This is a genomic window from Streptosporangium pseudovulgare, from assembly GCF_014648055.1.
Classification (GTDB): domain Bacteria; phylum Actinomycetota; class Actinomycetes; order Streptosporangiales; family Streptosporangiaceae; genus Streptosporangium; species Streptosporangium pseudovulgare.
In genome coordinates this window covers 412,163-437,280 of sequence record NZ_BMQJ01000004.1, presented here as the reverse complement: position 1 = coordinate 437,280, position 25,118 = coordinate 412,163, and the positions used below count along the sequence as shown (strand labels likewise).

General features: G+C 72.6%; 23 protein-coding genes. 9 read left to right on the top strand and 14 right to left on the bottom strand.

Features of this window, described 5'->3' with window-relative positions:
- The first annotated feature begins 76 nt into the window (after positions 1-76).
- The 4 genes from IEZ10_RS11770 (at position 77) to IEZ10_RS11755 (ending at position 6,171) form a co-directional block, all read left to right on the top strand.
- Positions 77-2,014: a helix-turn-helix domain-containing protein gene (locus tag IEZ10_RS11770; protein WP_229811173.1), complete on the top strand. Its 1,938-nt coding sequence runs from the start codon at positions 77-79 to the stop codon at positions 2,012-2,014.
- A 345-nt stretch (positions 2,015-2,359) separates the two neighbouring features.
- Positions 2,360-3,694: an MFS transporter gene (locus IEZ10_RS11765; protein ID WP_189246508.1), complete on the top strand. Its 1,335-nt coding sequence runs from the start codon at positions 2,360-2,362 to the stop codon at positions 3,692-3,694.
- 21 nt (positions 3,695-3,715) lie between these two features.
- Complete coding sequence (locus IEZ10_RS11760; protein ID WP_189246507.1) at positions 3,716-4,735, top strand: alpha/beta fold hydrolase; 1,020 nt, start codon at positions 3,716-3,718, stop codon at positions 4,733-4,735.
- A gap of 5 nt (positions 4,736-4,740) precedes the next feature.
- Entirely contained in the window at positions 4,741-6,171 is a 1,431-nt protein-coding gene (locus IEZ10_RS11755) for a tannase/feruloyl esterase family alpha/beta hydrolase (RefSeq protein WP_229811172.1), read from the top strand.
- Here the strand turns inward: IEZ10_RS11755 and IEZ10_RS39885 are convergent.
- Entirely contained in the window at positions 6,156-8,132 is a 1,977-nt protein-coding gene (locus tag IEZ10_RS39885; RefSeq protein WP_189246506.1) for a glycosyltransferase family 2 protein, read from the bottom strand. The two genes, IEZ10_RS11755 and IEZ10_RS39885, sit on opposite strands and share 16 nt — an antisense overlap.
- A gap of 60 nt (positions 8,133-8,192) precedes the next feature.
- Entirely contained in the window at positions 8,193-8,954 is a 762-nt protein-coding gene (locus IEZ10_RS11745) for an aggregation-promoting factor C-terminal-like domain-containing protein (protein ID WP_229811169.1), read from the bottom strand.
- 298 nt (positions 8,955-9,252) lie between these two features.
- On the opposite strand from IEZ10_RS11745, the gene IEZ10_RS11740 reads away from it, so the two are divergent.
- Genes IEZ10_RS11740 through IEZ10_RS11730 form a run of 3 tightly spaced genes read left to right on the top strand, consistent with a single transcriptional unit; the run spans position 9,253 to position 11,950 of the window.
- On the top strand, positions 9,253-9,927 hold the full coding sequence (locus IEZ10_RS11740; protein ID WP_189246505.1) for a response regulator: 675 nt from the start codon (positions 9,253-9,255) through the stop codon (positions 9,925-9,927).
- A 5-nt stretch (positions 9,928-9,932) separates the two neighbouring features.
- Positions 9,933-11,327, top strand: coding sequence for an ATP-binding protein (locus IEZ10_RS11735; RefSeq protein WP_229811182.1), 1,395 nt, complete (start codon positions 9,933-9,935; stop codon positions 11,325-11,327).
- Positions 11,324-11,950: a hypothetical protein gene (locus IEZ10_RS11730; RefSeq protein ID WP_189246503.1), complete on the top strand. Its 627-nt coding sequence runs from the start codon at positions 11,324-11,326 to the stop codon at positions 11,948-11,950. The genes IEZ10_RS11735 and IEZ10_RS11730 overlap by 4 nt, the downstream gene beginning before the upstream one ends.
- Positions 11,951-12,004: 54 nt before the next feature.
- Here the strand turns inward: IEZ10_RS11730 and phoH2 are convergent, their stop codons facing one another.
- The 12 genes from phoH2 to IEZ10_RS11670 form a co-directional block, all read right to left on the bottom strand.
- Positions 12,005-13,354 carry an RNA 5'-3' helicase PhoH2 gene (gene phoH2, locus IEZ10_RS11725; protein WP_189246502.1) on the bottom strand — a complete coding sequence of 450 codons (1,350 nt, stop codon included), beginning with the start codon at positions 13,352-13,354 and terminating at the stop codon, positions 12,005-12,007.
- Positions 13,355-13,575: 221 nt separating this feature from the next.
- Positions 13,576-14,343, bottom strand: a complete 768-nt coding sequence (locus IEZ10_RS11720; protein WP_189246501.1) for an isoprenyl transferase — start codon at positions 14,341-14,343, stop codon at positions 13,576-13,578.
- Positions 14,344-14,422: 79 nt separating this feature from the next.
- Positions 14,423-14,956, bottom strand: coding sequence for a hypothetical protein (locus tag IEZ10_RS11715; protein WP_189246500.1), 534 nt, complete (start codon positions 14,954-14,956; stop codon positions 14,423-14,425).
- 201 nt (positions 14,957-15,157) lie between these two features.
- Complete coding sequence (locus IEZ10_RS11710) at positions 15,158-15,475, bottom strand: hypothetical protein (protein ID WP_189246499.1); 318 nt, start codon at positions 15,473-15,475, stop codon at positions 15,158-15,160.
- Positions 15,476-15,668: 193 nt separating this feature from the next.
- Positions 15,669-16,130: an SCO6045 C-terminal-like domain-containing protein gene (locus IEZ10_RS11705; protein WP_189246498.1), complete on the bottom strand. Its 462-nt coding sequence runs from the start codon at positions 16,128-16,130 to the stop codon at positions 15,669-15,671.
- A gap of 112 nt (positions 16,131-16,242) precedes the next feature.
- On the bottom strand, positions 16,243-17,097 hold the full coding sequence (locus IEZ10_RS11700; RefSeq protein ID WP_229811168.1) for an MbnB/TglH/ChrH family RiPP precursor modification enzyme: 855 nt from the start codon (positions 17,095-17,097) through the stop codon (positions 16,243-16,245).
- Entirely contained in the window at positions 17,087-18,094 is a 1,008-nt protein-coding gene (locus tag IEZ10_RS11695; protein ID WP_189246497.1) for a TIGR04222 domain-containing membrane protein, read from the bottom strand. The genes IEZ10_RS11700 and IEZ10_RS11695 overlap by 11 nt, the downstream gene beginning before the upstream one ends.
- Positions 18,095-18,232: 138 nt before the next feature.
- Positions 18,233-20,035 carry a phosphoenolpyruvate carboxykinase (GTP) gene (locus tag IEZ10_RS11690; protein ID WP_189246496.1) on the bottom strand — a complete coding sequence of 601 codons (1,803 nt, stop codon included), beginning with the start codon at positions 20,033-20,035 and terminating at the stop codon, positions 18,233-18,235.
- A 290-nt stretch (positions 20,036-20,325) separates the two neighbouring features.
- The gene (abmR, locus tag IEZ10_RS11685; protein ID WP_189246495.1) at positions 20,326-20,853 is read right to left on the bottom strand and encodes an ATP-binding transcription factor AbmR; all 528 of its coding nucleotides are present in this window, start codon (positions 20,851-20,853) and stop codon (positions 20,326-20,328) included.
- A gap of 288 nt (positions 20,854-21,141) precedes the next feature.
- The gene (locus IEZ10_RS11680) at positions 21,142-22,434 is read right to left on the bottom strand and encodes a C40 family peptidase (protein ID WP_189246494.1); all 1,293 of its coding nucleotides are present in this window, start codon (positions 22,432-22,434) and stop codon (positions 21,142-21,144) included.
- 259 nt (positions 22,435-22,693) lie between these two features.
- Complete coding sequence (gene greA, locus IEZ10_RS11675) at positions 22,694-23,194, bottom strand: transcription elongation factor GreA (protein ID WP_189246493.1); 501 nt, start codon at positions 23,192-23,194, stop codon at positions 22,694-22,696.
- 126 nt (positions 23,195-23,320) lie between these two features.
- Complete coding sequence (locus IEZ10_RS11670; protein WP_189246492.1) at positions 23,321-23,749, bottom strand: DUF4307 domain-containing protein; 429 nt, start codon at positions 23,747-23,749, stop codon at positions 23,321-23,323.
- Between the two features lie 226 nt (positions 23,750-23,975).
- Here IEZ10_RS11670 and mca point away from each other — a divergent pair, with 226 nt between their 5' ends.
- On the top strand, positions 23,976-24,866 hold the full coding sequence (gene mca, locus IEZ10_RS11665) for a mycothiol conjugate amidase Mca (RefSeq protein WP_189246491.1): 891 nt from the start codon (positions 23,976-23,978) through the stop codon (positions 24,864-24,866).
- Between the two features lie 34 nt (positions 24,867-24,900).
- Positions 24,901-25,083 (top strand): hypothetical protein, encoded by a 183-nt coding sequence (locus IEZ10_RS11660; protein WP_189246490.1) that lies wholly within the window; start codon positions 24,901-24,903, stop codon positions 25,081-25,083.
- The last annotated feature ends 35 nt before the right edge of the window (positions 25,084-25,118 follow it).

Sequence of the window (25,118 nt, the reverse complement as noted above, 5' to 3'; positions counted from 1 at the left end):
GCCGCTCCCCGCGTCCGGCGGCGGGAAACGCCGGGACAGACCGGGATGGATAGGAAGCACGGCGACAATGGAGGGCATGAACGCAGGGATCTTCCTCGAACTGCTGGCCAGGGAAGCGTCGTCGGTCGAGTTCGAGGGGCCCATCCTGGCCGCCCGCGCCGCCGGGGCGGACGCGGCCACGCTCGCCGAGCTGGAGGAGGCCAAGCTCACCGCGCTGAAGGTGCGGGCGCAGCTGTCGCGCCGGGCCAGGCGGGAGGCGGAGCTGGCCGCCCTGTTCGACACGGCGAGCGACCTGGCGGGGCTGCGCGACCTCGACGCCGTGCTGGAGGCGATCGTGCGCCGGGCCCGGCAGCTCCTGGGCACCGACGTCGCCTACATGACGCTGATCGACTCCGAGCGGGGCGACACCCGGATGCGGGTGACCGACGGCTCGGTGTCGGCGAAGTTCCGCACCGTGCGGCTGGCCATGGGCACCGGGCTGGGCGGGCTGGTCGCCCAGACCGCCACGCCGTACGCGACGGCCGACTACTTCTCCGACGAGCGGTTCGACCACAGGGCGCACATCGACGAGGCCGTCCACGACGAGGGCCTGGTCGCCATCCTCGGTGTGCCGCTGAAGCTCGGCGCGCGGGTCATCGGCGTGCTGTTCGCCTCCAACCGGAGCGTGCGGCCGTTCACCCAGGACGAGGTGGTGCTGCTCGGCTCGCTGGCCGCGCACGCGGCGGTGGCCATCGACAACGCCCGGTTGCTGCAGGAGACCAGGAACGCCCTGGAGGAGCTCAGCGAGGCCAGCCGGCAGGCCAAGGCGCACGGCGAGGCGGTGGAACGGGCCGCGCTGGCGCACGACCGGATGGCCGGGCTGGTGCTGCGCGGCGGCGGGGTCAGGGACGTCGCCGCCGTGGTCACCGAGGTGCTGGGCGGCTCGCTGGTCGTCCTGGACGAGACCGGGCAGGCGATCACCGGGGACCTCGGCGCGCTGGACCCGGGCGAGGACACGCCCGGATCGGGCCGGCCGAGCCGATCGGGGAAGGGCCCGGCGCGCGGCGGCCGGGCGGCCGGGACCACCGCGGAGGCCATCGCCGAGGCCGCACGGTCGTCGCGGGCGCTGGGCCGTACGGTCCGCAAGGGCAACCTGCTGATCGCCTCGATGGACGTGGGCGGCGAGCCGCTGTGCACGCTGGTGCTGCGTCACGAGGGCCCGGTGGCCGACACCGACCAGCGCATCCTGGAGCGGGCCGCGCTGGTCACCGCGCTGCTGCTGCTGTCGCGGCGCACCGCGGCCGAGGCCGAGGGCCGGGTCAGGGGCGAGCTGCTGGACGACCTGATCTCCCGGCCCGGCCTGGACGGCCTGGCGCAGCGGGCCCGGCGGGTCGGGGTCGATCTGAACGCCGACCACGTGGTGGTCGTGGTCCGCCACGGCGGGGGGCGTGAGCGCGCCGCGTTCTGGGCCTCCTCCCAGGCCACGCTGAAGGGCGGTCTGGCTGCCCTGCGGGGCGACGAGGTGGTGCTGCTGCTCCCCGGCGACCGGCCCGGCCCCCTGGCCAAGCGGGTGGCGTCCGAGTTGAGCGCGTCCCTCGGGCACCCGGTCACCGCGGGCGCCGCCGGCCCGGTGCGCGACGCGGAGCCGATCGCCGCCGCCCACCGCGAGGCGCAGCGCTGCGCCGACGCGCTGCTCGCCCTGGGCCGGACGGGGGACGGCGCGAGCGCCGCCGAGCTGGGCTTCGTCGGGCTGCTCGTCGGCGACGGGCACGACATCGAGGCGTTCCTGGCCTCGACGCTCGGCCCGGTGCTCGCCTACGACGCGCGCCGGGGGACCGCCCTGGAGCGCACGCTCACCGCCTACTACGCCGCCGGGGGCTCGCTGTCGCGCACCGCCGAGGCCCTGCACATCCACGTCAACACCGTCACCCAGCGGCTGGACCGGATCGGCCGGCTCCTCGGCGCGGGCTGGCAGGACCCCGACCGGGCCCTGGAGATCCAGCTCGCCCTGCGCCTCCACCGCCTCAGCCACTGACCCGCCGGCCCCTTCCCGCGTCCCGGCGACCGGCCGGGCCCGCGACCGCCCACCGGACCGCGACCGCCCACCGGCCGGACCCCTGACCGCCCACCGGACCGCGACCGCCCACCGCCCTGACCCGTGGCCGGTCACCGGCCCGCCCGCGCCGCCCGGCTCCGCCGCCCACCGCGCCCGGGTCACGATCCGGTAAGCCCCCTCACCGCCCGCCCCGCCAGGTGTCGTGATCCCGGTTGTCCACATACACCCGCCTCCCGCTGTGGGGACCGCACCCATAGGAGTGACGCCGGTCACTACGTACCGTGAGCCGACATCCCCCCAACAGCGCAACCTTTGGTGAGTGAGATGACAGAAAAAACCCGAACCCCTATCGGCAAGATCGTCGCCGCCAGCCTGATCGGCACGACGATCGAGTGGTACGACTACTTTCTGTACGGATCCGCCGCCGCGCTGGTCTTCCCCGCCCTCTTCTTCCCCAAGTCCGACCCGCTCACCGGCACCCTGCTGGCGTTCCTGACCTACGCGGTCGGCTTCGTGGCCCGCCCGCTCGGCGCGCTCGTCTTCGGCCACTACGGCGACCTCCTCGGCCGTAAGAAGCTCCTGGTCATCAGCCTGCTGATGATGGGCGTCGCGACCTTCCTGATCGGCTGCCTGCCGACCTACGCGACGGTCGGCGCCGCGGCCCCGCTGCTGCTGACCGCCCTGCGGCTGGTCCAGGGCTTCGCCCTCGGCGGCGAGTGGGGCGGCGCGGTGCTCATCGTCTCCGAGCACGGCGACCCGAACCGGCGCGGGTTCTGGGCCTCCTGGCCGCAGTCCGGCGCCCCCGGCGGCAACCTGCTGGCCACCGCGGTGCTCGCGGTGCTGGCCGCGTTCCAGAGCGACGAGGCGTTCAACAGCTGGGGCTGGCGCATCCCGTTCCTGCTGTCCGGCGTCCTGGTGCTGATCGGCCTGTGGATCCGCCTGTCCATCAGCGAGTCGCCGATCTTCCAGCAGGCGGTCGCCAACGCCGAGCACAAGCCCGTCAAGCGCATGCCCATGGCCGACGTGTTCCGCTACCACTGGCGCGACGTCCTCATCGCGATCGGCGCCCGCTTCGCGGAGAACGTCTCCTACTACGTGATCACCGCGTTCGTGCTGGTGTACGCCACCGAGGCGGCGAAGCTGGACAAGCCCATGGTGCTCAACGCGGTGCTCATCGGCTCGGCCATCCACTTCTTCTCGATCCCGATGTGGGGCGCGCTGTCCGACCGGCTGGGCCGGCGCCCGGTCTACCTGCTCGGCGCGGCCGGGGTGGGCGTGTGGGCCTTCGCCTTCTTCCCGCTGATCGACACCAAGAACTTCTTCGCGGTCACCCTGGCGGTCACGGTCGGCCTGATCCTGCACGGCGCGATGTACGGCCCGCAGGCCGCGTTCTTCTCCGAGCTGTTCGCCACCCGGATGCGCTACTCGGGCGTGTCGGTCGGCGCGCAGCTCGCCTCGATCATCGCCGGCGGCGTCGCCCCGCTGATCGCGGTGGCCCTGCTGCAGCAGTACGGCTCCGCCCTGCCGATCATGCTGTACGTGCTCATCGCCGCCGTGGTCACCCTGATCACCGTCTTCGTCGCCCGGGAGACCAAGGACCGCGACCTGGCCACCGTGCGCGCCGAGGGCGACACCGCCTCCGCCCCGACCGTCCGCTGAACCCGTAACGGAGATCACCAGATGCACATCGAGAGCCGGCGGGTGCCCACCGCCCGGATCACCCAGAACGTCCTGACGACCGGGACGGCCGGGGGCGAACCGGTGCTGTTCGTCCACGGCAACGTGTCGAGCTCCGTCTTCTGGCGGGAGACGATGCTCGCCCTGCCCGGCGGCTACCGGCCGCTCGCGGTGGACCTGCGCGGCTTCGGCGAGAGCGACCCGGCGCCGATCGACGCCACCCGTGGCCTGCGGGACTTCTCCGACGACGTCCTCGCGCTCGTCGACGCCCTCGACCTGTCCGGCGTGCACCTGGTGGGGTGGAGCATGGGCGGCGGGGTCGTGCTGCAGGCGCTGCGCGACCGGCCCTCGGCCGTGCGGAGCGTGACGCTGGTCAACCCGGTCTCGCCGTACGGCTTCGGCGGCACGCACGGGCCGGACGGCACGCTGAACCACCCCGACGGGGCGGGCGGCGGCGGGGGGACGGCCAACCCCGAGTTCGTGCGGCTGCTGGCCGCCGGCGACCGGTCGGCCGACTCGCCCCTGTCGCCGCGGAGCGTGCTGCGCGCCACGTACGTCAAGCCCGGCACGGTGCTCGACCCCGAGGACGAGGACGTCTTCGTCGAGTCGATGCTCACCACGAGGATCGGCGAGGACAACTACCCGGGCGACGCGGTCCCCTCGGACGCCTGGCCCGGGACGGCCCCCGGCCGTCGCGGGGTGCTCAACACCATGGCCCCCACGTACCTGCGGCTGGACGACCTGCACACCGTCGATCCCAAGCCGCCCGTCCTGTGGGTCAGGGGCGACTCCGACGTGATCGTCTCCGACACCTCGATGCTCGACCTCGCCCACCTGGGCGCCCTGGGAATCGTCCCCGGGTCCCCCGGCACCCCGGCCCAGCCGATGGTGACCCAGACGCGAACCGTGCTGCGGCGGTACGGGAACTTCACCGAGGTCGTCCTCGACTGCGGGCACAGCCCGCACGTCGAGCGGCCCGAGGAGTTCCGCGCCGCCCTCGCCGACCACCTGAAGCGGAGCTGAGAGGCATGACGATGACATCGACGGCGGCACCGACGGCGACACCGGCGGCGACATCGACGGCGGCTTCCCGGCGCCGCCGGCCCGCCGCGCTCGCGGCGGGCCTGGCCCTCCTCACCGCCGCCCTGGCCGCGGGCGCCCCGGCCGCCACCGCCGCCACCGCCGAGACGGCCGGGGCCTCCGGCGTCGGCCGGCACTGCGCGCTGATGGGCCTGCTGACGGTCGTGGGCGCCGAGCACCAGGAGAAGTCCTGCCTGGACGACCTCACCACCGCCGGCACGGTCGCCTCCGGGCGCACCGACCCCGCCGACTGGGCGGGCCTGCACCCGGCCGGGGCGACCAGCCCGTCAGGCGTGCCCGGCGTCCAGATCGACGGCTACTTCCCCGACACCTCCACCACCAACACCAACCACGGCTGGAACCACGACTCGCAGTTCGTGATCCGGCTGCCCGACGATTGGAACGGCGGGCTGGTCGTCGCGGGCACCCCCGGCAACCGCGAGCAGTACGCCAACGACTTCGTCATCTCCGACTGGGCGCTGGCGAAGGGCTACGCCTACGCGGCGACGGACAAGGGCAACACCGGCCTCGACTTCTACAAGGACGGCAGGAAGCCGGGGGACGCGCTCGCCGAGTGGAACACCCGGGTCACGCAGGTGGCGCTGGCCGCCAAGGCCGTCGCCGCGCAGCGGTACGGCAGGCTCCCCCGCCGCACCTACGCCGCGGGCATCTCCAACGGCGGCTACCTCGTCCGCTGGCAGCTGGAGAACCGGCCGTGGCTCTACGACGGCGGGGTGGACTGGGAGGGCACCCTGTGGACGCAGGACGACAACCTCCTGACCTTCCTGCCGCCCGCGCTGCGGGCCTATCCCAAGGGTGACGCCCAGGCGATGTACGACGCCGGCTACGCCAAGGGGTCGGAGTTCCTGTGGCCGTTCCACCACCAGGTGTACTGGGACCTCACCCAGCGGCTCTACCGCGAGGAGCTCGACCCGGGCTACGACGGCGACACCGATGCCGGCACGCCGTTCTGCGCCTCGGGTACGCCGGACTGCGACGCCGACTACGACTACGCGGCCCGCAGGAAGTACGTCGCGCCGGCCGTGAGGAAGATCGAACTGACCGGGCGGATCGGCAAGCCCCTGATCACCCTGCAGGGCACGCTGGACACGCTGCTGCCGATCTCCCGCACCGGGGACGTCTACGCGAAGATGGTCGGAGACCGGCCGTTCCGCTACTACCGGATCACCGACGGCACCCACACCGACGGCCTGTACGCGAGCTTCCCGGACAGGCTGCGGCCGATGCTGCCGTGCTTCCGCACCGCCTTCGACGCCCTCGCGGGCTGGGTGGAGAAGGGCCAGGCTCCCCCGCCGAGCGCGACCCTGCCGCGCCCGGCGAGCGGTGACCTCGTCAACGCCTGTCAGCTCGGCAGGTAGTGCCGCCGCACCGTCCGGGCGAGCCGGACGGTGCCCCGGACCCCGGGAACCCGCAGGACCGCGCGCCGGGCCAGCGGGTACCGGGGTCCGGCCGCGTCCGGGCCGCCCGCGCCGCCGACCTCCACCCTGCCGGTGCGGCCCATCCGCAGCCGGAAGCGCAGGGCCTCCTCCCCGCCGTCCAGCCGCAGGAACGGCAGCCACTCCCCGGGGCACAGGAACCCCTCCTGGGCGGCGAGCCGGGTCGGGACCCTGGCCACCAGCCGCCCCGCGTGGCGTCCCGGCACACCCGGCTCGATGAGGGCGGGCACGCAGACCTCCTGGTCCGGGCGGGCCGCCCGGCGCAGCGTCAGCTCCGCGGGCGGCCCCCCGCTCGGCGGCACGTACGGCACCGGCACGACGACGAAGACCTGTCCCCGGTCGCGGATGACCTTCGTCCCCGTCGAGACCAGGACGATCGACTCGGAGAACGACCGGGGCTCCACGCAGACGCCCAGCTCCCCCTCCTCCGACCACCAGGGGACGACCAGCCTCCGGGAGCGGCCGGCCAGGTCGCCGACGCAGTCGCCGGGGACGCCGGTCACCCGGGCGCGGGCCCGGTGCGCCCCGCCGTGCATGCGCGCGTGGACCTCCCACGGGCCGGCCGGCAGCGGGCGGCCCAGGGCCGCGGTGTCCACCTCCAGCCGGGCGGTCGCGCCGGCCTGCAGCCTGATCCCGTTGCGGTGCCGGCAGCGGGTCAGCGACGACGTCACCGGCAGGGCGTGGACGAGCCCGCTGCCGGGGTGCCTGATGTAGACCTCGACCCGGGCCTGTGAGACGGCCCGGGTGACGTCCACCAGTTCCGGGGGGAGCTGGACGTCCAGCGGCGCCGGGGGGTCCCACAGCAGGCCGGTCTCGCCGTAGGGGACGAACCGCATCGGCTCGCCGCCGGCCCGCATGATCTCCACGGTGAGCGTCATCTCGAACGCGCCGTCCCGCCATCCGGCCTCCCGCAGGTCGGCCCGCAGGTGGGTGCCGCGCATGGCCTCGGCCAGCGCGAGGAGCCGGTCGAGGCGGCCGGCGCGCAGCAGGGCCGCGCGGACCCGCAGATGGACGGGCAGGTACCGGTCCAGATGCGGGGGGAAGCGCTGGATGACGAGCTCGCGCAGCGTGGTGAAGGTGGCCGCCCGCTCCCGGGCGGAGGCGGTGACGAACCGGCCGCCGCCGAGCCGGCGCAGCACCGAGGCCCGCAGCCAGTGCGCGTACATCCGGTCGCGCCGCCGTCCCGGGGGCAGCTCGGCGTCGATGACGTCGAGCAGCTCGCGCAGCTCCGCCCCCTGCACGTACGGGTCGCCCGGCGGTTCGGGGCGCTCGGCCACGTGGCAGCAGACCTCGTCGGCCAGGACCGCGACGACCTTGGCTCGCAGGTAGGCGCGGAGCACGAAGGTCTCCTCGGCCAGGCGTCCGCCGGGGTCGGGGAAGCCGAGCGCCTCGGCGTCCAGGAACGCCCGGCGGTAGAGCTTGTGCGGGGTCAGCGCGGACAGCAGCCGGTCCTTGAGGATGTCGGCGCGGTCGCGGTCGGCCTCGAACACCGGGGAGGGCGGCATCCGGCCGGCCACCAGCCGTCCGAGGAGGACGTCGGCGTCGGTCTGCACGGCCCGCCGGTACATCCGCTCCAGCGCGGTCCGCTCCAGCCGGTCGGTCTGCTCCATCAGGTAGACGTACTCGCCCTGGGCGACGGCCATCCCGATGTTGCGGCCCCTCATCGGCGAGCCGGTCTCCCCCAGGTGCAGCACCCGGACGTTCGGCCGCGCCGCCGACAGCGCCTCAAGGCGCCGCTGGATCCCGTCGCCCGGCCCGGCGTCGGCGAAGACGACCTCGTACTCCTCCGGGGCCATCGACTGCGCGAGGAGCGAGCGGACACAGGCGTCGGCCGCGGTGCCGGGATCGCGCACCGGCACCACCACGCTGACCTTCACATCCATGAGCCCCAGGGTGCGTCGCCCATGGCATGGAGGCGGTCAGACTTGCCGAGTCCTGGTGTCTCAATACCAGCCCGTGGCCTGGGAATGGGCCCAGGCACCACATGGCGTCCCGTAGCGGCCCTTGATGTAGCCGAGGCCCCACGCGATCTGGGTGGCGGGGTTGGTCTGCCAGTCGCCGCCGGCGCTGGCCATCTTGCTGCCGGGCAGGGACTGCGGGATGCCGTAGGCGCCGCTGTAGCGGTTCATCGCCCGCTCGTTCCAGCCGCTCTCCTTGGTCCAGAGCCTCTCCAGGCAGCCCCACTGGTCGCTCCAGCCGCGCGCGTCCAGCATCTGCTTGCCCAGCGCGCGGTTGCCGGACGGGTTCGCCGGGCCGGGCGGGAGCTGCTTGGGGTCGAAGCCGCCGCCGCCGGGCGCCTCCTTGACGATCTTGATGGGGCTGAGCTTGCGGCGCTTGTCGCGCTCGGCGGCCAGCCGGTCGGCCTTGAGCGCCTGGGCGGCCTGGGCCTTGAGGATGTCGCCCTCGGGGTCGGGCGCGAACGGGTCGCCGCCGCCGAAGATCTTCGACATCTCGTTCAGGGAGAGCGGCGCCGGCTTCGGGGCGGAGGCGTTCTGCATCGCGGTGTAGACGGTGAACCCGCCGCCGCCCACGACGACGGCGGCCGTCGTCGCGAGGATGATGGCGCGCTTGGGGGTCAGCCACCCCTTCTTCTTCCCCGCCCGCGGCTCCTGTGGGGCCGCCTTGTCCCGCTTGGCGGATTTCCGGGCGTTACGGCGGGGGCGCGGAGCCGGATGCTCCCTCAACTGCGGCGGTCCTGAGCTCACGACCTATGAGCTTGCCGTGCGCGGGGGGGTGCTCCGCAACCTGAACGGCGGAGTTGGTCTGCCTCTCCCGCGAGATCAACAGGCTTTCCCCCTGCTTACCACCTGATTACGTGGCCTTTCCCGTCATTTGGCAATGTACTGTGATTTCAGTCACATTTACCGGTTAGACGGCCCGCCCGGCCCGCGCACCGGAGTGGGAGGTCCCGGCGGGTCCCGCCGTACCGCCCGGCCTGCCCCTTCCCTGTCACAGTTCAATGACAGGCACCGATCCGATGGCATTTGGGCGAATAATTACGGCGTGGCGGGCATCCTTCTGGTGGAAGACGATCCCTCGGTCCGGACGGGGCTGGAGCTGGCGCTGAGCCGCCAGGGGCACACCGTGACCTCCTACGACAACGGCGAGGACGCCCTCGCCCACATCAGGTCGCGCCGCCCCGAGATCGCCGTGCTCGACGTCATGCTCCCCGGCATCGACGGGGTCGAGGTGTGCCGCCGCATCCGCCGGATGGACCAGCTGCCCGTCATCCTCCTCACCGCCCGCGGGGACGACCTCGACGTGGTCGTCGGCCTGGAGGCCGGCGCCGACGACTACGTGGTCAAACCCGTCGAACCGCGCGTGCTGGACGCGCGGATCCGCGCCGTGCTGCGCCGGGTGGAGTCGGCCGCCTCCGACCGCGTCACCTTCGGCGACCTGGTCGTGGACCGGGGCGCGCTCAAGGTGTCGCTGGCCGGCCGGGAGATCCACCTGACCCCCACCGAACTGCGGCTCCTGCTCGAACTGGTCCGCCACCCCGGCCAGGTGCTCAACCGCAGGTACCTGCTGCGGGCCGTCTGGGACCACACCCACGTCGCCGACTCCCGCCTGGTGGACGCCTGCGTCCAGCGGATCCGCGCCAAGATCGAGGAGGTGCCCGCCGAGCCGGAGTTCATCCACACCGTCCGCGGGTTCGGCTACCGGTTCAGCCCGCCGTGAGGCTGATGCACACCGGCCTGCGGGGCCGCCTGGTCATCGCCTTCACCCTCATCGCCGTGTCCGCCTCCGCGCTCGTCGCGGTGATCGGCTACGAGCTCGTCAAGCGCCGGGTCATCGACCGGACCGAGCAGGTGGCCGTCGGCGACGTGCGCGACATCATCGAGGGGATCAAGGTGCCGGTCGGCGCCCGCTGGCCGGGGGACGGCCCGCCGGCCGACACGCAGATCGCCGCCCTGCAGCGGAGCCTGCGCGCCCGCAACGGCCGGGTGGTGGTCCGCTACGAGAGCTACGCCTACCCCGACGGCGACTTCGGCATGAGCGATGTCCCCGCCGACCTCGTCACCGCGTCCGCCCGCAAGACGGTGACCGCCCGCCGGGCGGTCCGGGGACGGATGTGGCTGATCATCGCCACCCCCGTGTGGCGGATCGAGCCCCTCGGCATCGCCAGGCCCACCGGGATGAGCGTCTTCGCTTTCGTCCCCCTCACCGAGGAGGAGCGGCTCCTGGACGACCTGCGCCGGCCGCTGGCCGCGGCCGGCGGCGTCATGCTGGTCATCGCGCTCGCCGTCGCCCTGGTGTCGGCCAGGCGGGTGCTGCTGCCCGTCCGGCGGCTGGGCTCGGCGGCCCGGGCGCTGGGCGCCGGCCGGCTCAACACCCGCCTGCCGGTGCACGGTCAGGACGAGCTGGCGCAGCTCACCGCCACTTTCAACGACACCGCCGCCGCCCTGGAGCACAGCGTGTCCGAACTGCGCTCGCTGGAGGCGATGTCCCGGCGGTTCGTCGCCGACGTCTCGCACGAGCTGCGCACCCCGCTGACCGCGATGACGGCGGTGGCCGACATGCTCTCGGAGGAGGCCGACCGGCTGCCCGCCGAGCCGGCGGCGGCCGTACGGCTCGTCCTGCGGGAGATCAAGCGGTTGCGGACCCTGGTGGAGCAGCTCATCGAGACCAGCCGGTTCGACTCGGGCACGGCGACGCTGAACACCGAGAGCGTGGACGTCGCCGACGTGATCGACGACTGCCTGGAGATACGGGGCTGGTCGGACCGGGTGGAGGTGGACGTGCCCCGCGCGCTGGCCTTCTCCGCCGACCCGCGGCGCCTCGACGTCATCGTGGCGAACCTGGTGGGCAACGCCCTGCGGCACGGCGCGCCCCCCGTCGTGGTGACCGCCCGCCGCGTCCCCGGCGGACTGGAGGTGAAGGTGCGCGACCACGGCCCGGGCATCCCGCCCGCCGACCTGCCGCACGTGTTCAACCGCTTCTACAAGGCGAGCGGCGGCGACGGCAGCGGGCTCGGCCTGTCCATCGCCCGCGCCAACGTCGAGTTGCACGGCGGCACCGTCTCGGCGCGGGCGCAGGACCCCGGCGTCCTCTTCACGGTCTGGCTGCCCGGAAGATGAGGGCACACCGCGACCCCGCCCGGGAGGCGGGACGGCCCGGCACGGCCGTACGGCGCACGGAACGACTCGCCCGCCCCGCCCGGTGGCCCGCCGCCGCCCTGGCGGCCGTCCTCGCGCTCGGCGGGTGCGGGATCGCCCCCACCGGCGTCCAGGACCGCGGGCGGCCCCCTGTGATCAGCTACAGCCCCACGTGGGTGACCGTCTACCTGCTGCGCGACGGCCGCCTGGAGCCCGTCAGGATCCCGGTGGGCTCCGACACGGCCTCCGACATCGTCGACACCCTGTTCCGGGCCGGCAAGCAGCCGCCAGAACCGGAGCTGACCACCGCCCTCGACGCCTTCCGGCACTACGACACCGAGACCACCCGGTACGCCGAGTCGGGCCGGCGCAAGGACCTCGGCGACACCACGGGATACCGGCTGAACGTGATCCTGTCGGGAGAGGGCACGCTCTCCCGGGCCGGGATCGCCCAGCTCACCTGCACCATCCGGCAGAACAAGCAGGAGAGCATCTGGAGCGTCGAGATCACCCGGCTGTTCCCCGGCGAGCCCAGGTCGTGGGGGGAGCACACCTGCTTCGAGTTCCGCGACCTCGCGGCCGACGGCGTGCGGCTGCCCCCGTGACCGGGAACCGCCTCCGGCGGGCGGCGAGACGGCCGCCCGCCGGAGACGGGCCCGTTACATCGTGATGTCCTCCAGCATCTCGGTGACCAGCGCGGCGATCGGCGAGCGCTCCGAGCGGGTCAGCGTGACGTGGGCGAACAGCGGATGTCCCTTGAGCTTCTCCACGACCGCGACCACGCCGTCGTGCCGGCCCACCCGGAGGTTGTCGCGCTGGGCGATGTCGTGGGTGAGCACGACGCGAGAGTTGGCGCCGATCCGGCTCAGCACCGTCAGCAGCACCCCGCGCTCCAGCGACTGGGCCTCGTCGACGATGACGAAGGCGTCGTGCAGGGAACGGCCGCGGATGTGGGTGAGCGGCAGCACCTCCAGCATGCCGCGGTCCATGACCTCCTCGATCACCTCGGGGGTGGTGATCGCGCCGAGGGTGTCGAAGACGGCCTGCGCCCAGGGGTTCATCTTGTCGTTCTCGGTGCCGGGGAGGTATCCGAGCTCCTGGCCGCCGACGGCGTACAGCGGGCGGAAGACGATCACCTTGCGGTGCTGGCGGCGCTCCAGGACGGCCTCCAGGCCCGCGCAGAGGGCCAGGGCCGACTTTCCGGTGCCCGCCCGGCCGCCCATCGAGACGATCCCGATCTCGGGGTCCATCAGGATGTCGAGCGCGATGCGCTGCTCGGCCGAACGGCCGTGCAGGCCGAACACCTCGCGGTCGCCGCGCACCAGCCGCACCGACTTGTCGGGCATCATCCGGCCCAGCGCCGAGCCCCGGTTGGACAGCAGCCGCAGGCCGGTGTGGGTGGGCAGGTCGCGCGCCTCGGGCACGTCCGCGGTGCCGTGCTCGAAGAGCGACTGGACGTCCTCGTCGGCCACCTGGAGCTCGGCCATGCCGGTCCAGCCGGAGGATTCCACGAAGGCCAGTTCGGCGCGGTACTCCTCGGCCGCCAGCCCGATCGAGGCGGCCTTGACCCGCATGGGCAGGTCCTTGGAGACGAGGACCACGTCGTGTCCCTCGGCCGCGAGGGTGCGCGCCACGGTCAGGATGCGGGTGTCGTTGTCGCCGAGCCGGAAGCCGACGGGAAGGATCGAGGGGTCGCTGTGGTTGAGCTCGACCCGGATGGTGCCGTCTCCGATGGGCATGGGCTCGTCCAGCCGCCCGTGGGTCACCCGCAGGTCGTCGAGGTACCTCAGCGCCTTGCGCGCGAAGTAGCCGAGTTCCGGATGGTGCCGCTTGGCCTCCAGCTCGGTGATGACGACGATCGGGAGGACCACCTCGTGTTCGGCGAAGCGGCTCATCGCCGCCGGGTCAGCCAGGAGGACCGAGGTGTCCAGGACGTACGTACGCCGGTTGGTGGCCGGCGACGTGGCTGAGGACGAAGGGTTTGCCACGCGATCTCCCCCGGGCGCCATGGGGGGCGCCCTGCCATGTGCTGGGATGCGGACCGGACCTGGATCCCACCGCGCGACACGCCGGGGGTGCCGGTGCCCGGCCCTCCCTGGCGGAACGTTGTCGCAAAGGCGGGCCCTCTCCGGTGTGGGCGGCCGGTGGCCACCCACTTGTTACGGTACGTCCTGAATACCCGCCTTCCAATGCCGCATGCCTATCCAAAAGGGGGCATTCGTCACACGGGTCAGGAGCCGTACCGCCGGTGCCGCGCGGCGTAGGAGCGGAGCGCCCGCAGGAGGTCGATTCTGCGGAAGTCGGGCCAGTAGGCCTCGCAGAAGTAGAACTCGGAGTGAGCGCTCTGCCAGAGCAGGAATCCGGAGAGCCGCTGCTCTCCCGAGGTCCGGATGACGAGGTCCGGGTCAGGCTGGCCGCGCGTGTAGAGATGCTCCGCGATGTGCTCGACATCCAGGACCTCGACCAGGTCCTCGATGCTCGCGCCCTTGCTGGCGTGCTCCTGGAGGAGGGAGCGCACCGCATCAGCGATCTCACGCCTTCCTCCATACCCAACAGCAACGTTCACAATCAGCCCGGGACGGTGGGATGTCGCTTCTTTTGCCTCTTTCAGGACGCGGGCCGTACGGTCCGGCAGGAGGTCGAGCGCCCCCATGGGGTTGACGCGCCAGCCGTCCGCCGCGAGCTCCTGGACCACGTCCTCGATGATCCTCACCAGGAGGTCGAGCTCGTCCTTGGGCCGGCTGAGGTTGTCGCTGGAGAGCAGCCACACGGTCACGACCTCGACGCCGGCCTCCCGGCACCAGCCCAGGAGCTCGGAGATCTTGTCGGCGCCCTTGCGGTGACCGCGGCTGACGTCGTCGAGGCCCATCGCCCGCGCCCAGCGCCGGTTGCCGTCGACGATGACGCCGACGTGCCGGGGGACCGATCCCGGCTGCCGCGACAGCTTCGCCTCCAGCCGCCGCTCGTACAGCCGGTAGACGAGATCGCGCACATCCATGGAATCCCCTCCTTCCAACGCCCGCGGTGGAAGGGCGCTGACAGGCAATTATCACCGTCCCGGGGACCTGTTGCCCCCTCTATGGGGATCCCGGATGGGTTGCCGGGCTTGCTCGTCCCAGGCACTCCTCGGCCTCGGCGACCAGCGCGTCGATGAAGATCCCCAGTTCAGCGGAGGTGAGGACCGCGCGCAGGCCGACCCCGCCGCCGCACCAGGCTTCGACGAACGCCCTCCGCGTCAGCCGCCACTCCCCCGACCCGCCCCGCCGTCCCGGCGTCCAGACCGGGATGGTACGCAGCTGACATCGGAGTTCGCCCCCGCTGACGACCCCGTTCCTGGTCCGGTAACGAAACGCGAACAGTTCGTCCTCCCCCGGGAGGCCGGGGAAGCGGTCGTCGGGGTCGGGCCACTGGTCCTGGTGGCCGGCGCGGGCCTCGGTGACCTCCCTGGCCAGCCGGGCGAGCAACCAGCCGCAGCGCTCCCCCACGGTGCCGTACAGCACGCCGTCGCGGTGGAGTTCGAGCGTGACCTCGTACGGCGAGCCGACGCTGTCCCGGCACGCCACCGGCGTGACGGTCAGGTACGACCCGTCAAGACAGCGCAGTCCCCCCACGTCAGAGTAGGTATCCCCGGCCCGTCCGGCCAAACGCGCCGGCCGGTGCGGCCACGGTCCGGGCCGGTTCGAGTCGGTTCGAGTCGGTTCGGGCCGGTTCGAGTCGGCGGGTTCAGACCGGTGGGCACCGATCGGCGGTACGGGCCGGCGCGCCGCGCCCGCGGGCGGAGTGCTCCGGCGGGCCGCCCGCGGGCACGGGGCCTACCAGCTTCCGGAGCCGAAGTCGCCGCCCCCGCCGAAGGAGCCGCCGTCCGAGCCGGAGGAGTGACCGTGGCCACCGGAGGATCCGCCGCAGCCGTCGCCGCCGGGAGTGTGACCGAAGGACGGCGCGTCGTAGGACGTCGAGTAGGCCGAGGACATGCGGCGGGAGCGGGCGCCGACGCGACCGCGGGGCCGGGGGTCCAACCTCTTCGGCCGGCCGGCGGCCGTGACCGCGTCGGCCTTCCTGAACAGCAGCACCACCGCGAGGACGACGGCGCCGGTGAGAACGATGACACCGAAGAACACCATGATCGCCATATCCGCCTCCGGGGGGAGAGAAGGCGGGGCATTCGGCCCCGTTTCCGGTATAGACGAGAGAGATCGCACGAAAGTTCGGCGGAGGTCTCCTTGCCGCCCGGCCGGCGCGCGGCGCCCACCACCCGCCCGGGGCGTGGTGTCCGTCACTCGGCCGGGGCGGTACCCGCCGCTCAGGCGGGACACCCGGCGGCGATCAGCGCGGCCGACCCGCCCACCCGCGGGTGAGGCCCTTCACCCGCGTCGGCAGGACGGGCGGGAGTTCCCGCAGCGCCCGCGTGAACCGGGTCCACCGGCGGCGTCCGGCGGGCGGCTCCGGCTCGGGTTCCGGCAGCGGGTGCCCGGCCGCCCTGAGCCGCTCGGCGAAGTCCCGGGCGTCGGCCCGGGAGCCGCCGGGCGGCTTGGGGCGGCCCCGGGCGTAGGCGTCGAATTCGGCGGCGAACCCGGCGGCGCCGAGCAGTGCCACGAGGTCCGGCCGGATGCGGGCCACGACCCCGCGTCTCTTGGAGACCAGGCTCGCGGCCTGGATCCGCAGCCGCCCCTCGTCGAACCCCCGGGGCGGTTCGCCCCCGGCCACCAGGGCGGCCAGCAGCTCCGCCTGGGCCCGCGCCAGCTCGGCCCGGGCACCGGCCGCGGGACCGGATACGGAGCCGTTCACGGTTCCGGGCGCGGGCGGGGAGTCAGGGCCGTATGGGAGGCCCGGCGCGGGTGAAGGGGCGGGGCCGTACGGGAGGCCGGGCCCGGGTGAGGGGGCGGGGTGGTTCACCGGGTCAGGCACGGGTCACCGCCTCGCGGATCCGGCCGAGCTCCGCCTCCAGCACGTCGTCGCCGGGATAGTCGCCGTCCCATTCGAGCAGCACGCCCGGCGGGTCCACCCGGGCGCGCAGCTCCGCCAGGATCTCCAGCACCTCACCGGGAACCCGGGCGGTGTGGGTGTCGTGCCAGACGCCGTGGTGGAGGTGCCCCCCGGCGACGTGCACGTAGGCCAGCTCCGACAGCGGCAGGGCGTCCAGCGCGCCGACGGCCGGCAGGCCCAGGTTGATCTGGTTGGTGTAGAGGTTGGCCACGTCGACCAGCAGCCCGACCCCGGTCGTCTCCACCAGCTCGCCCAGGAACTCCGCCTCGGTCATCTCGTCGTCGGGCCAGCCGAACAGGGCGGCCACGTTCTCCAGGGCCAGCGGGACGGGCAGGGCCGCCTGCGCCCGCCGTACGTTGTCGGCGACCACCGCCAGCGCGGCCCGGGTGCGCGGGACCGGCAGCAGGTGACCCGCCTCCATGCCGCCCGCGCGGACGAAGGCCAGGTGCTCGCTGACCAGCGGGGCGTCCAGGGCCCGCGCGCAGTCCGCCAGGTGCGCCAGGCGGTCCGGGTCGGGCGGCTCGGCCCCTCCCAGCCCCAGCCCGACGCCGTGCGGGATCACCGGCAGGCCCCGGCCGCGCAGCACCCGCAGCGACTCCGGTAGGTCGCCGGGACGGATGTTCTCCGCGACGACCTCCACGAAGTCCACGCCCGGCAGGCGCTCCACGGTCAGGTCGATCTCCGGTCGCCACCCGATGCCGACCCCGAGCCGCCCGGTCCCCGTCATGTCGTCTCCCCGCGCCGCCCCGGCGGGCCGCTCAGCCGCCACCGCAGCCTCCGCCGCCGCAGCTCGACCCGCCTCCGCAGCTCGACCCGCCGCCCGAGTCGCCCCCGCCTGAGTCGCCCCAGCCGCCCGAGCCGAAATCGCCGCCCCCGCCGAAGGAGCCGCCGTCGCCCGACGACCCGGAGGAGCCCCCGCAGGAGCCCGAGGCGCAGCTCACGGCGCTGTTCGCGTGCTGCCGCTGCAGTTCCTCGGTGAGGGCGGGGTCGCCGGCCTCGGCGAGGCCGTACAGGGCGACCGGGATGCCGACCGCGGCGTACAGGGGCAGGTCCGCGGCACGGGAGACGCCCCGCACGTGGGTCCTGCCGACGTCGTCGAGGGCCGCACGCCCGGCGTCGGTCAGCATGCCGCGCAGCGCGCGCTTCCGGCTCTGGTAGGTCGTCATGCCGATGACCGCGGCGAGGGCTCCGGCCAGCGGCGTCACCACGCCGACCACTTCCCCGCCACCGATGGACATGACGGTGACGAACCTGAAGACGGTGGGGATGAGGGTGACGAACTCGAAGACGACGGCGAGCACGGTGAGGACCAGCAGGAGGTTCAGCAGCCTCCTGGCCGGGGCGAGCGCGCCGTCGGGGATCAGCAGGCCCGCCCGCGTCAGGCCGTCGCGCAGGTCGCTCATGGCCTGGTCGTCGGCCACGGCGCGGCGCAGCTGCCCCACCTGGCAGGACCCGCCCCGGGCGCGGAGGGTCTTGAGGACGGCCCGCTCGACCGGATCGGGGGAGAGCGGGGCCCCGGTGACCACGCTGACCTGGCCGCCCCGTGACACGCGGACGCCCCCTCCCCTGGCGAGCACGGCGAGGGCCGTGTTGACCGTCCGCAGCGGCCCTCCGGCCAGGTAGGCGATCTCGTAGTGGCCCGGCGAGCCGGTGAGGTGGACGGACGGAGCCGAGCGGGCCCGGCGATGCTCCCTGGACAGGGCCGACGCGGTGAAGCCCACGGCGGCGAGGAGGATCAGGGCGACGACGAGCAGTGCTTCTTCCATGTCCGGCCTCCCGGGGGGTGGAGGAAAGGCGGATGCCCCGCCGTCATGTAGACGATCGGGTCATCACGGAAGTTCGCCGCGGAGGCCGTTTTCCGGTGCGCAGTGGATCGCTCCGGAGCGCACCGGGGCGCGGCGTCCCTACTTGTCCAGGCGCGCGACCAGGGCGTGGTACTCGTCCCAGAGCTCCTTGGGGAGGTGGTCGCCGAAGGTCTCGAAGAAGGCCGGGATCAGCGCGGCCTCCTCCTTCCAGACCTCCGCGTCCACGCTCAGCAGGGTCCGCAGGTCCTCGGCGGAGAGGTCGAGGCCGTCGGTGTCGAGCTCGGCGGGCAGCAGGCCGATGGGGGTCTCCACCGCCTCGGCCCTGCCGTTGATCCGGTCGACGATCCACTTCAGGACGCGGATGTTCTCCCCGAAGCCGGGCCAGACGAACTTGCCCTCGTCGTTCTTGCGGAACCAGTTGACGTAGTAGATCTTCGGCAGCCGGACGCCCTCCCGCCGGCCGATGCTGATCCAGTGGCCGAAGTAGTCGCCCATGTTGTAGCCGCAGAACGGCAGCATCGCGAACGGGTCGCGGCGCAGCTCGCCGACCTTGCCCTCGGCCGCGGCGGTCTTCTCGGAGGCGATGTTGGCCCCGGTGAAGACGCCGTGCTGCCAGCTCAGCGACTCGGTGACCAGCGGCACCGCGGTGGCGCGGCGTCCGCCGAACAGGATCGCCGAGATCGGCACGCCCTTGGGGTCCTGCCACTCGGGGGCGATGGTCGGGCACTGGCCGGCGGGCACGGTGAACCGGGCGTTCGGGTGCGCGGCCGGCTCGCCGCCGTCCGGGGTCCAGTCGCGGCCCTTCCAGTCGGTCAGGTGCGCCGGAGGCTCGTCGGTGAGCCCCTCCCACCACACGTCGCCGTCGTCGGTGAGGGCGACGTTCGTGAAGATGCTGTTGCCCCAGAGGGTCCTGATCGCGTTGGCGTTGGTGGACTCGCCGGTGCCGGGCGCGACGCCGAAGAAGCCCGCCTCGGGGTTGATGGCGTACAGGCGGCCGTCGTCGCCGAACCGCATCCAGGCGATGTCGTCGCCGATCGTCTCCACCTTCCAGCCGGGGATGGTCGGCTGGAGCATGGCCAGGTTGGTCTTGCCGCACGCGCTCGGGAACGCGGCCGCGACGTAGCGGGTCTCGCCCTCCGGTGGGGTCAGCTTGAGGATGAGCATGTGCTCGGCCAGCCAGCCCTCGTCGCGGGCCATCGTGCTGGCGATGCGCAGGGCGTAGCACTTCTTGCCGAGCAGCGCGTTGCCGCCGTAGCCCGAGCCGTAGGACCAGATCTCGCGGGTCTCGGGGAAGTGGCTGATGTACTTGGTGGAGTTGCACGGCCACGGCACGTCCGCCTGGCCGGGCTTGAGCGGGGCGCCGACCGAGTGGACGGCCTTGACGAAGTCGCCGCGCTCCTCGATGAGCCGCAGCGCGGGCTCGCCCATCCGGGTCATGATCCGCATCGACACGGCGACGTACGGCGAGTCGGTGATCTCGACGCCGAGCTGCGAGATCTCGCCGCCGAGCGGGCCCATGCAGAACGGCACGACGTACATGGTGCGGCCGCGCATGCAGCCCTTGAAGAGCTCCCCGAAGGTCTTGCGCATCTCGTCCGGGGCGATCCAGTTGTTGGTCGGCCCGGCGTCCTCCTCGTGTTCGGAGCAGATGTAGGTCCGGTCCTCCACGCGGGCCACGTCGCTGGGGTCGGAGGCGGCGTAGAAGCTGTTCTGCCGCTTGGCCAGGCGCTTGAACGTGCCCTGCTCGACCAGGAGGTTCGTGAGGCGCGTCCACTCGGCTTCCGAGCCGTCGCACCACTCGATCCGGTCGGGCTGCGTCAGCTGGGCGATCTCGGCGACCCAGGCGGCCAGTCCGGCGTGGCTGGTCGGGCTGGGGGCGGTTACGTCCTCGATAACGGACACTGCTACGGCTCCTTACGCTTCTCAGGGCCAAAACATCATTGACCAGGAAACCGCGTCCGATCCAATTGGCGTAGACCAGTGAATTAACGCGGCCGGCGGTCGCCCCGACCCCTCACCCGCCCGCTTCGCGGGCGTATGGGCTGGCAGGGGGCATGGTGTTTGAGAGGACCTACCCAAAAGAAGCGAGCCTAAAAAAGACGCTTACCGCAGTGGTATAGGCCACTGATAAAGGTCTAAACCAATTAGTGAACAGGTTCAGACCAGTCGGCGGCCGTTTTCCCCGCTCAGGCTCAGGAATCCAGGTCGGGTCCGGCGGCCCGCACCTGGTCCACGTGACGCAGCGCGTCCCGCAGATCCGCCAGCCAGGAGTCGGTGTGCCTGCCGACCAGGCGGACGCACCAGGCCAGCGCGTCGCTGCGACTGCGGGCCACCCCGGCGGCCACGAGGGTGTCCAGCACCCGGCGCTCCGACTGCCTCAGCCGGGTCATGACGGGGACCGACAGTGTGGTGAACATCACCGTCTCGTCGCCCACCTCGACGCCCCAGGAGACCTTGCGGCGGAAGCGGCGCTCCGCCTCCAGTGCGATCTCGATGCGCCGCTCCCGGGTCTCCTCGCGGAACCGCTGCACGCCGCCCTCCAGGGCGGCGGCCCGCTCCACCTCCGAGACGTCGTCGGTGAAGGAGGGCGCCGGGAGCCGGCCGATCACCGCGATCTCCTCGCGGTCCAGGACGATCTCGGGCTGGCCCTCGAACCAGTCCTCGGGCAGCCGCCCGGAGAACCAGCCGCGCAGCTTCTGTGTTGCTTCTTCGATATCCATGTAATCGACATTACAACGCTACGGGTGACGAGACCAGAGGCGAATCCGCCGTACGCGCAGGGTGAAAACCGCCGTACGCGGGCAATGCTGGACGGGGAGGCGGGGACCGCCGTACGCGGGGAGGCACCGTACGTGAGGGGCCGCCGTACGCGGAGGGGCGCCGTACGCGGAGAACCGTCGTACGCGGGGGGCGCCGTACGCGCGGGTGGGGACCGTCGTACGCGTGTACGGGGTCCGCCGTGCGCGGGAGGCGTCTACGCGGGATGAGGCCGGGGAGGGGGCGGCGGGTCAGCGGACGCGGGCCGCGACGACCGGGCTGACCCGGACGACCCCGGCGAGGTTTCGGGTGCTGACCGGGCTGAACTTGACCACGTCACCGGTCCGCGGGGCCTGGAGCATCTTGCCGTCGCCCCAGTAGATCGCCACGTGCGAGACGTATCCGGGGTTGGTGGGGTCGGACCGCCAGAACAGCAGGTCCCCGGGCTGGGCCTGGGCGAGCGAGACCTGCGGGCCGGCGACGAACTGCTGGTGCGTCACCCGGGGCATCTTCACGCCCGCCTGGGCGTAGGCCCACTGCACCAGGCCCGAGCAGTCGAAGGTGTCGGGCCCCTCGGCCCCCCACACGTACGGCCGGCCGAGCTTGCCGACGGCCGCGGTGAGGGCCGTCCTGATCTGCTCCGCGGTCATGAAGGAACCCGCCGGCCAGACCGTGCGGCCGGTCTGCTTCCCGGTCTGCTTCCCGGGCTGTTGCACGGGCGCCCGCAGCACCGGGTTGATCGCGGCGACCTGGCTGCCCCTGGGCAGGACGCGCAGCAGGGCGGCGCGCAGCTTGGCGGTGTCGGCCCTGGGCGCGCTCACTACCAGCGCGTTGTTCTCCGGGACGCCCAGCGCCCGCGCGGTCTCCCGGGAGACGACCGCGTCGATGGCGCCCATGCCCATCGTCGCGTAGGCGCCCACCCGCAGGTTGCGCCCGGCCGCGCTCACGATCTTTCCCAGCGGCATGCCGCCGTCGTTGCCCAGGACGAAGGAGACGGCCATCTCCCCGGCGGAGACGTTGTGCCAGAGCCGGTCGGAGCGGGCGGTCGGCTTGGGAGTGTAGGCGCGGAACGTCGAGGGATCGACCCCCAGGGTCTGCACGCGCTTGCCGTCCATGCCCACCTCGGCGGCGTCGGCGCGCTCCACCGCCCGCACCCCGGAGATCTGGGCGACCTTCGCGACCACGGCCGAGCTCAGCGCCCGGTTCGCGACGACGAACATGCTGGGCTTGTGGATCGAGGTGAGCGGGGCCACCGGCGGGGGCGCGGCCCGCGTGGGCGCGGGGGCCGGTGTGGCGGCGGCCCGGACGGTCTCCGTGGTGACCGGCCTGCGCAGGGCGACCGTCGTCTCGGGGACCCGCTCGGGCAGGGTGACGACGACGACCGTCCCGGCCGCCAGCGCGGCGAGGAGGACGACCAGGACGACGGGGAGGAGGCGCCGGCGCCGCCGGAGGCCGGGCGCGGCGCGCCGGATGCGCGGGGCGTAGGCGAGGTCCTGCCGGGCCTCGTGGATCAGATGGGAGACACGCGTCCGCCCCTCGAACACGTCGTCTCCTTCCCTCCGCCCGGCGCCAGACCAAGAGTGCCGGAAATCAGACGATGACGCATGGAAAGCCGCTAAAAGTTCTCTAACGACTTATCGCCGCGCTTTCGGGAACGGGCCTCCTCCGCGCACGGAGTCACTTCCCGGGTGTGAAGGCCCCCGCGCGCAGGGACCCGTTCCACACATGGAGATCCGCCGGGACGGGACGTCCCGGCGGATCCACGGATCAGGTCTCCGGCCCGGAAGGTCACGGGCCGGAGGGTCAGCCGCCGACGTACGGCACGGCGTCGAGGATCTCCACCGAGTTGGAGCGGCCGTTCGGCATCGTGTACGTGGCCTTCTCGCCCACCTTCTTGCCGTTGATCGCCGCGCCGAGGGGCGACTTCGGCGAGTAGACGTCGATCGGGGCGCCGCTCTCCTCGCGGGAGGCCAGCAGGAACGTGACCTCCTCGTCGTCACCCTCGAAGCGGACGGTGACGGTCATGCCGGGGCCCACGACGCCCTCGGTGCGGGGCGCCTCGCCCACCTTGGCGTTGTCGACGATCTGACGGAGGTGGAAGATCCGGGCCTCCATCTTGCCCTGCTCGTCCTTGGCGGCGTGGTAGCCGCCGTTCTCCTTCAGGTCACCCTCTTCGCGGGCCGCCTCGATCTTCTTGGCGATGTCGACGCGCCCGGGCCCCGAGAGGTATTCCAGCTCCGCCTTCAGGCGGTCGTACGCCTCCTGCGTGAGCCAGGTGACGCTCTCGTTGTGGGAGTCGGCCACGGGTTCTCCTTGCTTCCTCTTGAAGGGGGCTTCGTACTCGGACAGGCACTCGTACGCTGGGTGGCGCACGATCGAATCTCGACAGGCTAACAAGTTAACGGCTCGAACGCTTCCCCAAATATCTCACTATACGAGATGGCAGTATTGAACCGAGCCGGAAGTCGCCTGGGCACTGGTCTGCAGCCGCTCGGTAAGGCGGATATATCCCTTACCTGCCGGAATATCGATCTCCCGGCTGCCCACTTCCACGTGGTTGACGTCCACGGCCCGCAGTCGGCAGACGGCGGCGCGGTCGGACGGCTTGACCACCTCGAAGGTGATCTGCAGGGAGTCGCTACGGTTGGCATCGAACGCGATGACCTCGTCGATGACGTCGGTGTTGCCCTTCGACGCCCACATGACGTAACCCCACCCGGCGGCGCACACCGCGCACAGGATGGCGATCACCACGTGCACGACGAAGTTGCCCCGGCGGGGCTCCCGCTCCGGGAAGTCGCCGGGACTGCCGAGCACGGGGCGGGGCTCCTGGCCCTGCTCGGCCTCACTGATGGCCATGACGGAATCTCCAAGCACTACCGCGGCGTTGTCCGAAACAATTGTCCCCCGCGGGGGCGTTGCCCCCGCGACCGCCCACGAGAAACTAACCTCTCTCTAGAGTGCCTCAGGCCGCGCCGTGGAATGGCACGGCGTCCCAGGGCGCGGGCGGGCGGCCGGTCCCCCGGGCCGCGGCGGGACAGACGAAGATCCGAACGCGACAGACAAAGAGGAGACAGCGAGCCCCGTGAGTGCACCGCTGAGGCTTATGGCCGTTCACGCGCACCCCGACGACGAGTCGAGCAAGGGCGCCGCCACGATGGCACGTTACGTCGCCGAAGGCGTGGAGGTGCTGGTCTGCACCCTCACTGGCGGAGAGCGCGGTTCCATCCTCAACCCCAAGATGGACCGCCCCGACATCCTCGAGAACATCGGCGAGGTCCGCCGCCTGGAGATGGAGCGGGCCCGCGAGATCCTGGGCGTCCGGCAGCGCTTCCTCGGCTTCGTCGACTCGGGCCTGCCCGAGGACGAGAACGAGCCGCTGCCCGAGGGCTGCTTCGCCCTCCAGCCGCTGGAGGCGGCCGCGGCGCCGCTGGTCGCGGCCGTGCGCGACTTCCGGCCGCACGTGATCCTCACCTACGACGACGACGGCGGCTACCCCCACCCCGACCACATCATGACCAACAAGGTCTCGGTGGAGGCGTTCGAGGCGGCCGGCGACCCCGACCGCTACCCCGGCACCGGCGAGCCCTGGCAGCCTCTGAAGCTCTACTACCACATGGGCTTCACCCGGGAGCGGTTCGAGGCCCTGCACGAGGCGATGGTCTCCCGCGGCCTGGGCTCCCCCTACAGCGACTGGATCGCCCGCTGGGAGGACCGCCCGCAGAAGGACAAGTGGCCCGTCACCACCCGGGTCCCCTGCGGGGACTACTTCGAGGTCCGCGACCAGGCGCTGATCGCGCACGCCACCCAGGTCGACCCCGACGGGTTCTGGTTCGTCTGCCCGCGCGAGGTGCAGATGGAGATCTGGCCGACCGAGGACTACCACCTGGCGCGTTCCCTGGTGGACACCGAGCTTCCCGAGGACGACCTGTTCACCGGCGTTCTGGCCGAGGAGACCTCCCCCGCCTGCCACTGACGGGACCGCCGGGTGGCGGTGGCAGACTTGAGGTGTGACTGCCATCGTGTTCGCCGCCGCCGCCGATGGCGACGTCAGCCCGGGTGTACTGGGCTTCCTCGTCGTCGCCGCCCTCGGTTTCGCGCTCTTCCTGCTCGTCAAGTCGATGCGGAAGCAGATCTCCAAGATCGACCTTCCGCACGACCGGGATCCCCGCAAGCCCGGCGAAAACGCCTGACCGCGCCCGCCGCGGGGCCCGCCGTACGGCTTCAG

Coding starts and splice junctions, on each gene's coding strand:
- IEZ10_RS11695 (WP_189246497.1), bottom strand. CDS start 18,094: ATGGAAGAAGCACTGCTCGTCGTCGCCCTGATCCTCCTCGCCGCCGTG.
- IEZ10_RS39885 (WP_189246506.1), bottom strand. CDS start 8,132: ATGGATGTGAAGGTCAGCGTGGTGGTGCCGGTGCGCGATCCCGGCACC.
- IEZ10_RS11730 (WP_189246503.1), top strand. CDS start 11,324: ATGAGGGCACACCGCGACCCCGCCCGGGAGGCGGGACGGCCCGGCACG.
- IEZ10_RS11670 (WP_189246492.1), bottom strand. CDS start 23,749: ATGGCCATCAGTGAGGCCGAGCAGGGCCAGGAGCCCCGCCCCGTGCTC.
- abmR (WP_189246495.1), bottom strand. CDS start 20,853: ATGGATATCGAAGAAGCAACACAGAAGCTGCGCGGCTGGTTCTCCGGG.
- IEZ10_RS11720 (WP_189246501.1), bottom strand. CDS start 14,343: ATGGATGTGCGCGATCTCGTCTACCGGCTGTACGAGCGGCGGCTGGAG.
- IEZ10_RS11760 (WP_189246507.1), top strand. CDS start 3,716: ATGCACATCGAGAGCCGGCGGGTGCCCACCGCCCGGATCACCCAGAAC.
- IEZ10_RS11765 (WP_189246508.1), top strand. CDS start 2,360: ATGACAGAAAAAACCCGAACCCCTATCGGCAAGATCGTCGCCGCCAGC.
- IEZ10_RS11755 (WP_229811172.1), top strand. CDS start 4,741: ATGACGATGACATCGACGGCGGCACCGACGGCGACACCGGCGGCGACA.
- IEZ10_RS11770 (WP_229811173.1), top strand. CDS start 77: ATGAACGCAGGGATCTTCCTCGAACTGCTGGCCAGGGAAGCGTCGTCG.
- IEZ10_RS11735 (WP_229811182.1), top strand. CDS start 9,933: ATGCACACCGGCCTGCGGGGCCGCCTGGTCATCGCCTTCACCCTCATC.
- phoH2 (WP_189246502.1), bottom strand. CDS start 13,354: ATGGCGCCCGGGGGAGATCGCGTGGCAAACCCTTCGTCCTCAGCCACG.
- IEZ10_RS11710 (WP_189246499.1), bottom strand. CDS start 15,475: ATGGCGATCATGGTGTTCTTCGGTGTCATCGTTCTCACCGGCGCCGTC.